This window comes from Megasphaera hominis, assembly GCF_014269395.1.
GTDB classification, from domain to species: Bacteria; Bacillota; Negativicutes; order Veillonellales; family Megasphaeraceae; genus Megasphaera; species Megasphaera hominis.
The window spans coordinates 30,624-46,533 of record NZ_JACOGK010000023.1 but is presented as its reverse complement, the minus strand read 5'-3'; the positions used below and the strand labels follow the sequence as shown (position 1 = coordinate 46,533).

The following is a 15,910-nucleotide window of genomic DNA, read 5'->3' as shown; positions in this document are numbered from 1 at the left end:
TACTTCTCCAAGTTGATTCCCTCCATGAATCTGTTGAAAACCAACACCGGATCGCAAATATCCAGAAAATCTGAAATATATAGTGGCAAAATTGCCTGTTTTGGTTTAGAATAATTAGTGGTTGAATTTTTCATTGGTTATGTAAATTTTACCACAAAAGGAGGTCCGCTGACTCGAAAGAGTCGGTGGACCTCCTTTGTTATTTGGGTCTGTGTTATTTCACAGCCCCTTTTTATGTTTTAGTGATTACTCAGTTGTTTAGAAAAATCTGTCATAATTTCTTCAATATAAGGCCGCGGATCGGTTTGGGCCGGGAAATCACGGACAATATTTTCCAGCATGGAACGCAGCATGATGTTGACGCCCTGGGCATAGACGTAGTAATAGTAGCGCAGGTGATCACTGCCTTTTAAAATGAGCGGGGCCAGGTCGTCGTTGACGGCAAAGGCCGTTTCATAGAAATCGAGGATGTTTTCCTTAAAGCGGTGCATATCGATCGTTGCCTTTTCGTAATCCGCTGTCAGGTCTTCGCCTATGTGTGCCAAAAGGGGCGGCAGAGAAGCCACTTTTTCTGGGACCTCCAGCTTTTCATCTTCCATGAGATGAACCAGCGTGTGCAGTGCGGAAACGATAGATTCACAAAAGAAGTTAAAGGTAAAATAACCGTCCGAACCGGTCAGGTCCGTAATGATATAAGTATCCATGGAAAATCTCCTTCCTATTAATTTCCTCATTATATCATAATATGAGCAAAAATATTTGAGTAAGGGGAAATTATATGATACCATTTAGAAGAAACAATTTGCAAACCGTTTTTATCTACTTATCCATGTTGGAGGAAATTGGTATGGCTCATAATAAAAAGATGAAACTGCAAAAGCGGTCCCGTCAGTCCGCCCGTATCCACCGGGGCTTTGAAATGCCCGTTGGTATGGGCTCTGAAGACAGTATCCTGGGCTTTCGTACGTCGAAGGAATTAAAAGAAAAATATTTTTATTTTCACGGCCGTGTGGCCCGCCGTCCTTTTCTCATGCGGACGATTTTGCTGATGATCGCGCAATTTATGTTTACCTTTATTTTGTATCTCAAACTGGCAGAAGCGATTACCATTGGCCGCTCGGATTTTGCTGCCCTCTTTGGCCTGCTTCTCGTCGTCCTGACCATTCCGACGGTCTGGTCAGAGCTTTCTCTGGGCTGGCGCCGTTGCCACGATATTAATAAGAGCGGGGCTCTTTTCATCATCCCGTATCTTTGCTATTTGGGCAGCTTTCTCGGACCGATTCTGGGCCTTGACTCCACGGTAGCCATGGCTGTGCAATCGATTATGGCAGTGACCTATTTGGGTCTCTTTTATGTCCGCGGGACAGAAGGAGACAACGCCTATGGTCCGGCCCGGTCCCGTTAGGAGGCAGTATAGATGACATTAGCGCAAGGTGAAGAAGGGAAGACCTATCTCGTTGAGAAGCTATCCCTGGCACAAAAGACAGAAAAACGGCTGCAGGCCTTAGGCATGACGTGCGGCACGAAGATAGAAGTAATGAAAAATAAAAATGGTGGTACCATGATCATTAAAATGCGCAATACCCGTCTGGCCATTGGCAGAGGCATTTCCACGCATATTGAAGTGAGGAGCTGAGACGATGCCCGATTTAGGAAAGGCGGAACGTGAAAAACATATTCCTCAGGGGATAGAAGATAGTAATGCCGTACCTACAGAGGGGATGACCGTAGCCTTTATCGGTAACCCTAACTGTGGCAAGACGACACTGTTTAATGCTTATACAGGGGCGAATCTGAAGGTAGCTAACTGGCCCGGTGTTACTGTAGAAAAAGTAGAAGGGGCTATCGACAGCCACGGTGTACATATTCACCTCGTCGATCTGCCGGGGACGTACAGCCTGACGTCGTATACGATGGAAGAACAGGTTTCCCGCAATTTTATCCTCAGTGACGATGTCGATGTCATCATCGATGTTGTCGATGCGTCAGCCTTGGAACGGAACCTGTATTTGACTTTACAGCTATTGGAACTGGGCCGTCCTGTCGTCGTCGCCCTGAATATGATGGATATTGTAGAAAAACGCGGTATGGAAATCGATTTGCACCGTCTGCCGGAAATGCTCGGCGTACCTGTCGTCCCCGTATCGGCTTTGAAGCGCCGCGGTCTGAGTGTACTCCTGCACGCAGCTATTCATCATAAGGATCGCACCCATCCGGATCAGCTGATTCACGATCATCCGGAAATCACCCATCACAAGCATAATCATCATCATGATTTTGCCATGGTGTATAGTGATGTCCTGGAAGATAAGATCGATCAGCTGCGCGTCCTGTTGCAGGCCCAGTATCCGGATTTGCAGAATTATCGCTGGCATGCCCTGAAGCTTCTGGAAATGGACCAGGAAATTACGGCCAAGTATCCCCTTCAAGGCATAGAAGCCGTCGTTGACCGCAGCTATGAAACGGATATTATCAATGAAAAGTATGCGTTTATTGAGGAAATTATTCAGGAAGTCGTCGTCAACCGGGAAGAACGGGTCGCAGCGACAGACTATGCCGACCGTCTGCTGACCAACCGCTGGCTGGGCATTCCCATTTTTCTGGCTGTCATGGCTGTCGTCTTTTTCCTGACCTTTTTTATTGGCGATATGCTGCGCGATTACTTCGAGTCGGCTATCGATTCGTTTTCCGCTTTGGCAACGAGCGGCCTTACGGCTGTGGGCGCCGGAGAGATGCTCATTTCCCTCATTTGTGACGGCATTATTGCCGGTGTTGGCGGCATTCTGACCTTCTTGCCCAATATTTGTATCCTCTTCCTGACCCTGGCTGTCCTTGAAGACAGTGGCTACATGTCACGCGTGGCTTATATCATGAACGATGTCATGAACCGGCTGGGCCTGTCAGGACGGGCGTTTATTCCTATGATTCTCGGCTTTGGCTGTTCCGTACCGGCTATCATGGCCTCACGGGCCCTGGAAAATAAGACGGACCGTTACCGGACTATGCTGGTTACGCCTTTTATGTCGTGCAGTGCCCGCCTGCCTATTTATATTCTCTTTTCCGGCATGTTCTTTCCGGAAAATGCCATGATCGTCGCCTATTCCATGTATCTCATCGGTATCGTCGTCGCCCTGGTCTGTCTCCTCGTCCTGCATCTGTTTCAGCGGCAGGAAACGGAGAATATACTCCTCATTGAACTGCCGGAATATAAGCAGCCCAGCCTGCGGACGGTCTGGATTTCCGTTTGGAATAAGGTCAAGGATTATTTGAACCGTGCCGGCACGATTATCTTTGCGGCTTCTATTCTCATGTGGTTTATTCTGAATTTTGGCCCATCCGGCTACGGTGCTATGAACGATAGCTTTGGTGCCATGCTGGGCAAGATTCTCGTACCTTTCTTTGCGCCTCTGGGACTTGGCTATTGGCAGATCTCCCTGTCTCTCCTGGCCGGGATCTCAGCGAAGGAAGTTGTCGTTTCGAGCTTTGCCGTTCTCTTTGACGGAGTCAATATTAATTCTGCAGCAGCTTTGGCTACCCTGGCTGCCAGTATGGGGCAAATGGGGTTTACGCAGCTCAATGCCTATTGCATGATGCTCTTTTCTCTCTTGTACGTTCCCTGTGCGGCTACGATTGCTACGATTCACACTGAATCGCACAGCTGGAAGTGGACGGCCTTTTCTGTCGTGTTCCAGATTTCTGTTGCCTGGGTGATCACCTGTGCGGTTTACCAGATTGGCAGCCGCCTGTTTTAAGTAAGTACTAGCTATGTATGCCGGCAAGGGGCCCTCGCAGAGGGCCTCTCTGTGCATCTGAACTTTTTATTTTACAAGGTATGGCAAAACCTGTATAATAGTTGCGAATCTATTCACGTGTAAGGAGACGCGCATGAGTACACCTATGATAAAATTGGAGCATATGAGTCATGCCTATACAGATGAAAATGGCAAGACCGTATATGCTGTAAAAGATATATCTCTGGAAATACAGCCAGGGGAATTTGTAGCCATTATCGGCACTAATGGTTCGGGAAAGTCGACGCTGGCCAAGCATTTCAACGTCCTTCTCGTACCGACAGAAGGCACGTGTGAAGTTTGTGGCCTGCGGACCGATGACCCCCAGCATGTCTGGGATATCCGCCAACAGGTGGGCATGGTCTTCCAAAATCCCGATAACCAAATCGTTGCAGCCGTCGTAGAAGAGGACGTGGCCTTTGGTCCGGAGAATCTCGGCGTGCCGCCGGAAGAAATCCGTCAACGCGTAGCCGATGCCCTGGAACGGGTACAGATGACGATTTATGCTAAACACGGACCGCACCTTTTAAGCGGCGGCCAGAAGCAGCGTATTGCTATTGCCGGCATCCTGGCCATGCAGTCCCGCTGTATCGTCCTGGACGAACCGACGGCTATGCTCGATCCGAAAGGGCGGCAGGAAGTGATGGAAACGCTGCATCAGCTGCACCGCGAAGGGATCACGGTCATCCTCATTACTCATTTCATGGAAGAAGCTGTTCAGGCTGACCGGGTTATGGTCGTACATCACGGCGAACTGAAGATGGATGGTACGCCCCGGTCGGTCTTTACGCACGTCGACGAGCTGAAGCAAATGGGCCTCGACGTGCCCGTACCGGCAGAGCTGGCTGTACGCTTGCGCGAAAAAGGCGTACCCCTGCCGGAAGGAATTATTACGAAAGAAGAACTGGGAGACGCGTTATGTCAATAAAACTGGAACATGTTACGTATACGTACGGTACAGGCTCACCCTTTGAAAAGACAGCCCTGCAGGATGTCAGCTTGGAAATCAAAGAAGGGGAGTTCATCGGTATTATCGGCCATACGGGCTCTGGCAAGTCGACGCTGGTCCAGCTGCTCAATGGCCTTCTGCAGCCGACGAGCGGTACGGTTACCGTCAATGGCCAGGATATCAGCCAGAAATCAAAAGCGGCCATGGAAATGCGCCATGCTGTAGGCATGGTATTCCAATATCCGGAATACCAGCTCTTTGAAGAAACCATTGCCAAGGATATTGCCTTTGGGCCGCGTAATTTTGGCCTGAATGCAGAGGACGTGGCAAAACGGGTGCGGGAGGCCATGGAATTTGTAGGCCTCGATTACGATACGTATGCTGATCGTTCACCTTTTCGCCTCAGCGGCGGCCAGATGCGCCGTGTCGCTATTGCCGGCGTGATTGCCATTCATCCGCAATACTTGATTCTCGATGAACCTTCGGCCGGTCTGGACCCTGTCGGGCGCCGTGAAATTTTTGCGGAAATTCAGCGCTGGCATAAGGAAAAGAATATTACGGTCATCCTCGTGTCCCATAATATGGACGATATTTCCCGTATGGCAAACCGTCTCATCGTCCTTTCGGAGGGGCAGATTCTCATTGACGGCGAACCGCTTGATGTCTTTGCTACGCAGCAGGATAAACTCCACAGTGCCGGCGTAGCCGTGCCGCCTGTGACGGAGGTATTGCAATACTTAAAAGGCCGGGGCCTGGCCGTAGAAGACCGGGTGCATACAGTGGATGAAGCCGTTGCTTCTATTTATCACAGTCTGGGAGGAAACAAACATGCTTAAAGATATTACGCTTGGACAGTATTTTCCTGGCGAATCTTTTCTGCACCGCCTGGATCCCCGCTGCAAGATCATAGCGACACTGATCGTCATCGTGGCTATCTTTTTGGCTGAATCCCTGACGGCCTATGGCCTGCTGACTGTCTTTGTGGCTTTTTGTTTTGGTATTTCTCATTTGCCCATGAAGCTGGTTCTGAAATCGATCAAGCCTTTATGGGTCATTATTGTCCTCACCATGGGAATTCATATCTTTACGACGCCTGGCGAGGCAATCTGGCAGTGGGGGTTTCTCCATATTACCTGGGAAGGGCTGCGTCAAGGGGCACTCATGACGGCTCGTCTGGTGTATTTGATCGTCTTTTCTTCCCTTTTGACGTATACGACGTCGCCGATCTTGCTGACTGATGGGATTGAGCACCTGCTCAATCCGTTCCGCCGCATCGGCGTACCGGCCCATGAGCTGGCTATGATGATGACCATTGCTTTACGCTTTATTCCGACACTGCTCGAAGAAACAGACCGCATTATGAAGGCCCAGACTGCACGGGGCGCCAATTTTACAAGTGGCAGCCTCATACAGCGTGGCAAGAATATGATTCCCCTTTTAGTGCCTCTTTTTGTCAGTGCCTTTCGTCGCGCTGATGATCTGGCCGTGGCTATGGAATCGCGCTGCTACCGCGGCGGCATGGGCCGTACGCGCATGCACGAGCTGGCCTACACCTTCCGTGACAGTATTGCCATGACAGTTGTCATCCTCTTCACAGTGATCCTGGGCGTGATGCGGTGGCTGGTATGAGCATAAAAAAGAATATCTGTCTGACCGTGGCCTATGACGGCACGGATTTTCACGGCTTTCAGAAACAGAAAAATGCGCCGTCTGTTCAGCAGTTTTTGGAAGAAGGACTGGCTAAGATTTTTGCCAGTCCGATTACGATTTATGGTGCTGCCAGGACGGATGCAGGTGTACATGCCCGCGGCCAGGTCGTCAACTTCTATGGCGCCGGGACGATTCCAACGGAAAAGATTCCCTATGCCATGAAGGGCTATCTGCCCTTGGAAATTGCCGTCCTCTCGGCCCGGGAAATGCCGGAGCATTTTAGTGTGCGCCACGATAATAAGGGCAAGCACTATCGGTATACGATAGTCAACAGCCGGATTCACGATCCGTTCCGCCTGCGCTACGCCTGGTTTATCCGTCACCCCCTCGATATTGAGGCTATGCGGGACGCTGCCGGGCGTCTGTTGGGGACACATGATTTCTCGGCCTTTGAAGGGCAGAATACGACACCTATGAATCCTGTAAAGACCATGTATCATATAGGCGTTCATACAGCAGGACCGATTGTGACGATCGATGTCGTAGGCGATGGCTTTTTGTACCACATGGTGCGTAATATTGCCGGTGGTCTCGTCGATGCGGGCTTGCACCGCGTCACACCGGTCCGTTTAGAGGCTGTATTGGCCAGCCGTGACCGGAAACAGTTAGGTGCGACGGCACCGGCCCAAGGCCTGTGTCTGGAAGAAGTCTTTTACGAGGACGTACGGCTGCAAGAAAGACTCTTGCAGCTGCAGCAACAATGACAAACAAAAAGTTATAGGGCGCTCTCTATCTCAAACGGTAAAATTATGGTATAATATTGGACAAACTGTATTCACATATGGACTTACACACGGTATTTCTGCCCCCTGTCATATATGTATACAGCAACAGGGCTGGTCTATAAGCCCTGTACAGGTGGTATTTTTGTATTATCGCAGTGGCGAAAGAGGATATTATCCATATGACTGATAAGACATTAGGCTGGACTGTGCGGCTAGGCGGCGTACTTGCTGTATTGCTGTTCCTCTGGTCTATCCAATGGTTTCTGCCGGATTTCTATTCGACCATGTGGCACCTTACTGTAGAAGGAGATATAGATGGGCTGACAGACTATATTGCATCCTTTGGCTATGCAGCTATTCTGGTCAGTGTATTTATGATTATCTTTGCCAATGCTATCGGCATTCCCTCCATCCCGTTTCTTACGGTAAATGGTGTGATCTTTGGCCTGGTACCGGGGATTATTATTTCCTGGGCCGGGGAAGTAATCGGGATTGAAATTAGTTTTCGCCTGACGCGGACACTCTTACGAAATCAGGCAAAAAAAGTTATCCAGCGTAGTAATATGCTGGAAAAGCTGGACTCGTACAGCTGTATTCGTACGATTATGATGGGGCGGGCTATTCCCTATTCTCCCAATGTCGTAGTTACGGCCTTTAGTGCGTTAAGCCATATTTCGTATAAGGATCATTTTATTGCCAATGCGCTTGGTAAGATCCCTGCCGTTGTCGTAGAAGTATGGTTTGGCCATGATTTATTACGGATTAATGAGCATTGGGAACGGCTTCTCGGCTTGACCATTCTGGTAGTAGCAATTTACGGTTTTTTATGGTGGCGTAAAAAACAAACACAACGAAATAAATCCTGATATCTGCGGGAGAAATGAGTTCGCTCTTTGGGCGGACTTATTTTTTTTCTTCTTTGCATGCAAAAACCCCGGTACCAGAGGAGGGTACCGGGGTGCAGAGGATTGTATTATTTTGCGAAGTAACGAGCGAGCAAGCCGTCGAAGACACGGCCATGGCGGGCTTCGTCTTTGCACATTTCATGAACCGTGTCATGAATAGCGTCGAGGTTCAGCTGTTTAGCGAGGGTGGCCAGTTCTTTTTTACCAGCGCAGGCACCCTGTTCAGCAGCAGCGCGCATTTCGAGGTTTTTCTTTGTATCGTCTGTTACTACTTCACCAAGCAGTTCAGCGAATTTTGCGGCATGTTCCGATTCTTCGTAAGCAATACGTTTGTATGCTTCGGCTACTTCCGGATAGCCTTGGCGGTCGGCCACACGGCTCATAGCCAGATACATACCAACTTCAGAGCATTCCCCAGTGAAGTTCTGGCGCAGGCCTTCGATGATTCGTTCATCAACGCCTTTGGCAACGCCGACGCGATGTTCGTCAGCATATTCTTTTACGCCTTCAACGAGTTCCGAGAATTTTTCTTTCGGAGCACCGCACTGGGGACACTTTTCAGGAGCTTCATTGCCTTCAAATACAAAACCGCAAATACCGCAAACAAATTTTTTCATGATTGTTACCTCCCAAGAGTATGTACTAATATTGATTTCTATAATTTGTATTAACAAATAACGTGTATTTGTTATGCTGTTATTATAGCAGGGCATATTGAGAATTGCAAGGCCTTTTTCTAAAAAAATAGCAGAATTTTTTTCTTTTGTACAGGTTCCCAGGTGTTGTGATGCAGGGCAGGTTTTGCCCGTTCAGAATCGGCATGGCGTATGAGTTGCTTTTTAAGCATGAAATCGATATAATTAAATAGTATGGAAATATAATGGAAAGTATAACCTGATGACCGGCTTATAGCATATAACGAACAGATATGGAGGGATGCAACATGTGGAAAGGAAAAGTTGCCTGCGTTCTGGCGGTGATTGCCCTGTGCGGGGCTATGACGGCTGGCGCAGCGGACTATACAATTCTGGAGAAAGCAGAAAAAGTAGAAACGACTGTATATGGAGCACCGCAGAGCGGTTCATTGAATACCCGTATTGATGCACTGGATCGGACCTTAAACGGTCAGGAACTGTTAACGGGGAGTATTCAAAATCAGACGGACGCCTTATATACAGATGTATATGGCAACTCCGGTTCTGATTTGTCCCTGCTGGCAGCTGTGAATATGATGCAGTGGCAGTATTCCGGTAAAATCACAGATGCGCCTTTGCTCGATCGCGTAGCTGCCTTAGAAGAAGGCATAAACGGCAAGGCAGCCACAGGATCTCTCATCGGCCGCGTGCGCTCCTTGCGTACGGCGATGCTGGGCAATACGGCGTTTACGTCGCAAGATGTAGTCATCCCGGCCGGTACGATTGTCACTATGAAAAATCTGGATCCCCTTGACTCGGAAACGCTTCAGAAAGGGGATATAGTCCGCTTCAGCGTTGCTGAAGTCGTCATGGTAGGTAATGTGATTGCCATTCCCCGGGGCATGGAAGCTGATGGCACGGCAACGACGGTCCGCAAGGCCGGACGCTTTGGCCGTGATGGTAAGATCGAAATTACGTACAGCACCGTACGGGCTGCTGACGGGACGCCTGTACCTTTGACAGTCGGCGAAAAGACGAAGGAACAATATAAGCGGACAGCCGGAGCCGTAGGTGCTTCTGCAGCGGGTGCTATTATTCTCGGCCCGGTAGGGCTTGTAGGCGGCCTTTTTGTAAAAGGCAATGACGTCAATATTCCGGCCGGGACTACCATGTACGCGGAAGTAAAGATGGCAACAGAAGTGATCGGCTTTATTGAAAAACAACAGCCTGTTTCAACGATGGCCTCTGCCAATATGGCTGCCAGCGGCGTAGCCGTGCCGGCTTCGGAACCGGTCGTAGCGGCGGCTACGACGACTGCAACGGTCACGCCGGACACAGGTGATGGAGGAAACGTAACAATCCCTGAACAGGACAAGACAGAACACGTGACGCCCGTCTCTCTGGATACGACAGGCGTGCCCGCTCATGACGATGTTCAGGCAACGGTGACGATTACGCCAGCGAATAACAATTAATTGACAGGTGACGATAATGAATAAAAAAATGACAGCTGCCGTTTTGGCCGCCGTCCTGCCCCTTTCCCTGCAGATTTATGCACAGGATACGGCAGCTGACAAGGAAAAGCTTGTACAAGTGCATACAGAAGAAACGCTGCCTGTCCCAGCGGCACAGGATACGGGGCTGACACCGGTAAATCTGGATCAGGCTGCAGCCAGTTATGATGTCGTACTGCCCCAGCAGCCCGTTAAGATGACAGCCGATAAGCTGCTCATGCGTAATTCCGACAATTATGTCGCTGCCCGGGGAAATGTCGATATTGCCCAGGGAATGGATGAAATGCATGCGAACGTCGTAGAGGGCAACGCCAAATCGCAGGTATATCATGCGACAGGGCCGGTCATATATATGAATAGTACGACGGCCCTCGATGGTACAGATGTGACGTACAATGCAGCTAATCAGAGTGCACTCATGGGAACTATGAGCGGCTTCATGGATGCGACGACGTACGTTCGTGGTACAGATGCAGAAATGTATAATGGCCAGGGCTATATCAAGCACGGTCTGATTACGACACCTCATGCAGTAGCTAAGACGCCGGACTATTATTTGACCGGCGATGATATCCGTATTTATCCCGGTGAAAAATTTACGGCTGAAAATACGAAGCTGTGGTTTAAGCACGTCTGCCTCTTTACGTATGGCCATTATGAAGGAAAATTAGGCGATAAAAAGGAAAAACCTTGGATTTTTACGCTGCTGCCACGGCCGACGTATAATAACGACAATGGTATCGGCCTGCGCGGGGATGGCAAATTCCCGCTGAATCAAGCGGGCGATCTCTCTTTAAATCTGAGCTATTATATCTATTCGAAGGAAGGCTTCAAGCCTTCGGCGACGATCGCGAAGAACACCCGCGTCGGTACCTTCTCCTTCGGTTACAGCAAGGAAGAAAGTACGGATAATGATGATCATATCTGGGCGACACGCTGGCCGGAGCTGCGGTACTATATGCCGCGTATATACGTCGGTGATTCCGGTATTTACGTAGATGGCAGTGCCAGCTGGGGACGCTGGGAAGAAGGCGACAAGAAAGGGGAACACAAAGGCTATCGTACAGAAGTGTCCCACCGGCCGATTCCCTTGTGGACCCGGGCTAATCTGCGCTTCTTTACGGGCTACCGTAAGGACCTGTATGCCTACCACGATGCCGAACGGAGCGATCCGTACTGGGGCGCAATCCTCAATCAGGGCATCAATAATCGTCTTTGGACCAGCTTCTGGTACAAGAAGCACAACGTCAGCGGCTATACACCGTATCGCTTCGATAATATCGATGACCCGCGTCAGAAAGGCTTCTCTGTAGGCTATGTCCTGACGCCGCTGGATACGATTATTTTCTCTATGAATAAAAACCTCGACAATGGCAACATTGACGATCGTAATTTCACATGGGTCCGTGACCTGCATTCCTTTATTGCGACTATTACGTATAAACAGGTCGATAAAGAATGGGATATTCAGCTCATTTCCAAGGACCTTGATTTCTAAAATAAAAACAGCCGTGTTCGTCACGGCTGTTTTTTTACCGATTTTTTACGGGTTTCATATTTATTTGTCGGAGAATCGCATGTTATACTAGTACTAAGTATAGGTAAAATTGATACTGTAGGCACATACAAGAGAGGATGAATTATAGTGGCTTTAATTTATTGTGTAGAAGATGACGCTAGTATCCGCGAGTTAATAGGCTATGCCTTGGAAAGTCAGCATTTTGCTGTTAAGACCATGGCCGACGGCAAGGAATTCTGGCAGGCCTTAGAAGAAGAAAAGCCGGACCTGCTCTTGCTGGATATCATGCTTCCCGGTGAAAGCGGTATGGATATTTTACAGAAATTACGCAGTCAGACAGCTTATAAATCCTTGCCCATCATTATTCTCACGGCAAAAACCAGTGAATTTGATATTGCCAAGGGACTCAATAAGGGGGCCGATGATTATGTCAAAAAGCCTTTTGGGATTGTTGAACTGACATCGCGTATTCACGCCGTATTGCGGCGCTGCGGCCAACAGGAGGAAGAGGAAGATACGCTCAATTGCGGCCCGATCAGCTTAAATGAAAAACGCCATGAAGTAACGGTCGACGGAGAACCGTGCCAGCTTACAGTGAAAGAATTTGAACTGTTGCGCTATATGCTGATTAATCAGAATATCGTCCTCACGCGGGAACGCATTATGGAAGCCGTCTGGGGCTTTTCCTATGAAGGGGAAACGCGGACCATCGATATGCATATCCGCAGCTTGCGGCAGAAATTAGGTGATGCCAGCCGCTTCATCCTCACTGTCCGCGGCCTGGGCTATGTCATGAAGGGCGAATAGGTATGAAACGACGTATTTATCTCAGCCTGCTGGCTATGGGCTTTGCCTGTATGGCCGTGACGATTTTGATTTACAGCTGGGTCGTCTGGCATTCGGCACAAGAACAGGCAATGACAGAGCTGAACAATGCCGTTACGATCATGACGACCAGCATCAAGCAGGTAGATGATCCGCTCCGTTATTTGCAGCAAACGGGTCAGAATGAAAAGGGCAATATGCGCATTACCTGGATTGGCTCGACGGGACATATTTTGTATGAATCGGACTATGACCAGGAGGCCATGGAAAATCATTTGGAACGGCCGGAAGTGCAGGAAGCCATCAAAGAAGGGAAGGGCTCTTCTGTGCGTATGTCCAGCACGCTGGAAAAGACACTGTACTACAAGGCTGTCCGTTTGGATAACGGCACGATTTTGCGCCTCAGTCTGGAACGGCGCTCGTTGTATATGCACTTCCTTTCCCTCTTGCCGCTCTTGCTCTTGCTGCTGGCATTAACCTCCCTGGCTTGTATCAAAGCATCGCGGATGTTGACGACCAGCCTTTTGGCACCCTTGCGCCGGACGGCACTGATCATGGAAAATATCGGCTCGCCTGAAGATATACGCGGCAAAGTACCGCCTGTCTATTCGGAGCTGCGGCCGCTCGTGCAAAAGATTCTCGATCAAAGTGAAGTCATCAACCATACGATCCAGACCCTGGAACAGCAGCGGAATGTAATCCGCCTGATGATGGAAAATTTGCAGGAAGGTGTCATTCTGACCGATCCGTCCTATAAAATTCTCGTCATTAACCAGTGTGCCAAGTCCGTCCTTGATCTGCGTCAAAATCTGACTGTATCGGGCCTCGATTTGCCGTCCCTATTTACGGCAATTGACTGGGAGCTGATCCGGCAGGCCGGTACGTCTGAGGCGGCATCGGAGCAGCGCTTTGCCCTGGAAGATTCCCTTTATCAGCTGACCGTACAGCCGGTCTATAAAGATCATACCTTTTATGGCGTGCTCTTTATCTTGGATGATATTACGGAACGGGAACGGCGGGAACAGCTGCGCCGGGAATTTACATCCAATGTGTCTCACGAGCTGAAAACACCCCTTACGTCTATCCGGGGCTTTGCCGAAGTGCTGGCGGCGGGGATGTTCAAAAGTCATGAAGATGCACAGCATTTCGGAACGCGGATTTATGAACAGGCTAACCGTCTCCTGGGAATGATTGAAGAAATTTTGCATCTCACGCGGATTGAAGAAAAAAAACAAAGCAAACCTATGGAAGCGGTTCATTTGAAACCCATCGTCCAGGATGTAGCCAGCTTTATGGAGCCGGTCTTATTGGAGAAACAGATTACTGTACACTGCACCTTAGCAGATGTCACCGTATGGGGAGATGAAGGACGTTTGCGGGAAGTCGTCGTCAATCTCGTTGACAACGCCGTGAAATATAATCGTCCCGGCGGCCATGTGTACGTATCCCTGCGCGAAGAAGAGCAGCGCGTGTTGCTCCAGGTAACCGACACGGGAATCGGCATTCCTGAAGACAAGCAAAAACGCGTGTTTGAACGGTTCTACCGTGCCGACGTGAGCCATTCGGACAAAATCGAAGGCAGTGGTCTGGGACTTTCTATTGTCAAACACATTGTCGATCAGCATCAAGGCCGGATTTCCTTAACCAGCAAGGAAAATTCAGGCACCCGGATTACCGTGTCCTTCCCGGCTTACCGCGAGCAGAACGGGTAAAAAAGCAGCAAGGGGGAGAGAAAGTTGAAGACCTATACATTTCCATATGGCACGACAAACCAACATCTCAGCCTGGACGAGGAGCATGTGCTCTTGTATCTCGATAGTCCCCAGGCGAAGGCCGTGCGCGATGAAGAGGAAGCCATCCGCAAGTCCCTGTATAAGCCTGTATCCGGCCGGCCCTTACGGGAATGCGTGAAGACAGGTGGTACAGTGGTCATCGTCGTCAGTGATATTACGCGGCCTGTCCATACAGACCGCATGCTGCGTATTCTCGTAGGAGAACTGAATCTCATGGGCGTACAGGATGAACAGATTACGGTGCTCATCGCGTTAGGCACCCACCGGCAGCAAACACGGGAAGAAACGGAAGCAGTCTGTGGCGCCGATATGGTACGGCGTCTCTATATTGTGCAGCATGATTGTCATGACGAGTCACAGCTCCTTAGCGTAGGGGTCACGTCCAGGGGAAACCAGGTACGCATTAACCGGCTGGCTGTCGAAGCAGATACGCTCATTGTTACGGGCGGTATTTCCTTTCATGATATGGCCGGCTTTGGCGGCGGCCGCAAGGCAATCCTGCCGGGCATTGCCGGCTATGATACGATTATGGCTAACCATGCCCTGGCCTTGAGCGATGATGAGGCCGATGGTATGAACCATAACTGCGATGCCGGCAAATTGCAAGGCAATCCCATCCATGAGGATATGATGGAAGGCGCTGCCTTCGTACCGCCTCATTTTCTGCTCAATCTGGTTTTTACAGCATCGGGCAGCTTATATGATGTCGTCAGCGGCACCTGGGATACGGCCTGGCAGAAAGGCTGTGAAAAGCTCTTAGCCCTCGATGGCGTGCCCATACCCACGCAGGCCGATGTGGTCATCGGTTCAGCTGGCGGCTATCCTAAGGATATCAATATGTACCAGGCGACGAAGGCTCATATGAATGCCGTCTTTGCCGTTAAACCCGGCGGTATCATGATTCTGGCTATGGCCTGCGAAGATATGTATGAACCGGCGTCCTTTGCGGATTGGTTTTTCCGCGACGACCTGTCCCAGGTTTTGACAGAAGTGAAGCAGCATTTTACGATTCCTGCCTTTTCTGCTTACAAGACACGCTGCATTATCAGGCAGCTGAAGGCCGTCATTATCGTTACGGAACCGCAGTACTTCCACGTTATCCGCAAGAGCGGACAGATTCCGGCCCTCAGTATGGACGAGGCCTGGGGAATCGCCAGAGGGCTGCTTACGGAAGACGGAAAAGAAGCCTCCTATACGGTTACAGTCATGCCCTATGCGGCGTCGACACTGCCCTTGTATACGGGCAAATAAGGCGGCACGGCTGAAATAGCCTTTGGGAGGAATAGCACCCGGTAGCGGTTTTAGGCACGATCGCTATTTCCGTAGCGGAGAGAATAGCGGTGGATTTTGCTTGCAGTAAGTATTGCTAATCTATAGATTTCTGTGTACTTTGGCAAAAACAGCCTGTATATGGGGATGCAACCAGGATTAAACCTGGCTGCATCCTCTTTTTTTTGACGCAATCTTTACTTTGGCCACATAGACTCCTTACATTGCCTTGTTACGATAGGTATGCAATTAAACATACACATACGATTCCACTA

General features: G+C 49.6%; 15 protein-coding genes. 13 read left to right on the top strand and 2 right to left on the bottom strand.

What is annotated here, in order from left to right; translation table 11 throughout:
* Nucleotides 1-239: 239 nt before the first annotated feature.
* On the bottom strand, nt 240-704 hold the full coding sequence (locus H8J70_RS08585; protein WP_186503577.1) for a hypothetical protein: 465 nt from the start codon (nt 702-704) through the stop codon (nt 240-242).
* A gap of 143 nt (nt 705-847) precedes the next feature.
* Between H8J70_RS08585 and H8J70_RS08580 the strand changes: the two genes are divergently transcribed.
* From H8J70_RS08580 to H8J70_RS08545, 8 genes are all read left to right on the top strand, one after another.
* Nucleotides 848-1,405 (top strand): DUF805 domain-containing protein, encoded by a 558-nt coding sequence (locus H8J70_RS08580; protein WP_186503576.1) that lies wholly within the window; start codon nt 848-850, stop codon nt 1,403-1,405.
* 12 nt (nt 1,406-1,417) lie between these two features.
* On the top strand, nt 1,418-1,636 hold the full coding sequence (locus H8J70_RS08575; protein WP_186503575.1) for a FeoA family protein: 219 nt from the start codon (nt 1,418-1,420) through the stop codon (nt 1,634-1,636).
* A 4-nt stretch (nt 1,637-1,640) separates the two neighbouring features.
* Nucleotides 1,641-3,752, top strand: coding sequence for a ferrous iron transport protein B (gene feoB, locus H8J70_RS08570; protein WP_246415322.1), 2,112 nt, complete (start codon nt 1,641-1,643; stop codon nt 3,750-3,752).
* Nucleotides 3,753-3,885: 133 nt separating this feature from the next.
* The gene (locus H8J70_RS08565; protein WP_186503574.1) at nt 3,886-4,719 is read left to right on the top strand and encodes an energy-coupling factor transporter ATPase; all 834 of its coding nucleotides are present in this window, start codon (nt 3,886-3,888) and stop codon (nt 4,717-4,719) included.
* A complete protein-coding gene (locus tag H8J70_RS08560; protein WP_186503573.1) occupies nt 4,710-5,576 on the top strand; it encodes an energy-coupling factor transporter ATPase in 867 nt (288 codons plus the stop codon). Before H8J70_RS08565 ends, H8J70_RS08560 begins: the two co-directional genes overlap by 10 nt.
* The gene (locus H8J70_RS08555) at nt 5,569-6,369 is read left to right on the top strand and encodes an energy-coupling factor transporter transmembrane component T family protein (RefSeq protein WP_186503572.1); all 801 of its coding nucleotides are present in this window, start codon (nt 5,569-5,571) and stop codon (nt 6,367-6,369) included. The genes H8J70_RS08560 and H8J70_RS08555 overlap by 8 nt, the downstream gene beginning before the upstream one ends.
* Nucleotides 6,366-7,154 (top strand): tRNA pseudouridine(38-40) synthase TruA, encoded by a 789-nt coding sequence (gene truA, locus H8J70_RS08550; protein WP_186503571.1) that lies wholly within the window; start codon nt 6,366-6,368, stop codon nt 7,152-7,154. Before H8J70_RS08555 ends, truA begins: the two co-directional genes overlap by 4 nt.
* Before the next feature lie 200 nt (nt 7,155-7,354).
* Nucleotides 7,355-8,041, top strand: coding sequence for a TVP38/TMEM64 family protein (locus H8J70_RS08545; RefSeq protein ID WP_186503570.1), 687 nt, complete (start codon nt 7,355-7,357; stop codon nt 8,039-8,041).
* 107 nt (nt 8,042-8,148) lie between these two features.
* Here the strand turns inward: H8J70_RS08545 and H8J70_RS08540 are convergent, their stop codons facing one another.
* Nucleotides 8,149-8,697, bottom strand: coding sequence for an NADH peroxidase (locus H8J70_RS08540; protein ID WP_186503569.1), 549 nt, complete (start codon nt 8,695-8,697; stop codon nt 8,149-8,151).
* Between the two features lie 326 nt (nt 8,698-9,023).
* Between H8J70_RS08540 and H8J70_RS08535 the strand changes: the two genes are divergently transcribed.
* From H8J70_RS08535 to larAH10, 5 genes are all read left to right on the top strand, one after another.
* Nucleotides 9,024-10,190 carry a hypothetical protein gene (locus H8J70_RS08535; RefSeq protein WP_186503568.1) on the top strand — a complete coding sequence of 389 codons (1,167 nt, stop codon included), beginning with the start codon at nt 9,024-9,026 and terminating at the stop codon, nt 10,188-10,190.
* A gap of 16 nt (nt 10,191-10,206) precedes the next feature.
* Complete coding sequence (locus H8J70_RS08530; protein ID WP_186503567.1) at nt 10,207-11,727, top strand: LPS-assembly protein LptD; 1,521 nt, start codon at nt 10,207-10,209, stop codon at nt 11,725-11,727.
* A 147-nt stretch (nt 11,728-11,874) separates the two neighbouring features.
* Nucleotides 11,875-12,555, top strand: coding sequence for a response regulator transcription factor (locus H8J70_RS08525; RefSeq protein ID WP_186503566.1), 681 nt, complete (start codon nt 11,875-11,877; stop codon nt 12,553-12,555).
* Between the two features lie 2 nt (nt 12,556-12,557).
* Complete coding sequence (locus H8J70_RS08520; protein WP_186503565.1) at nt 12,558-14,285, top strand: sensor histidine kinase; 1,728 nt, start codon at nt 12,558-12,560, stop codon at nt 14,283-14,285.
* A 24-nt stretch (nt 14,286-14,309) separates the two neighbouring features.
* A complete protein-coding gene (larAH10, locus tag H8J70_RS08515) occupies nt 14,310-15,617 on the top strand; it encodes an NPN-dependent 2-hydroxyacid racemase, LarAH10 family (RefSeq protein ID WP_186503564.1) in 1,308 nt (435 codons plus the stop codon).
* Nucleotides 15,618-15,910 lie beyond the last annotated feature (293 nt).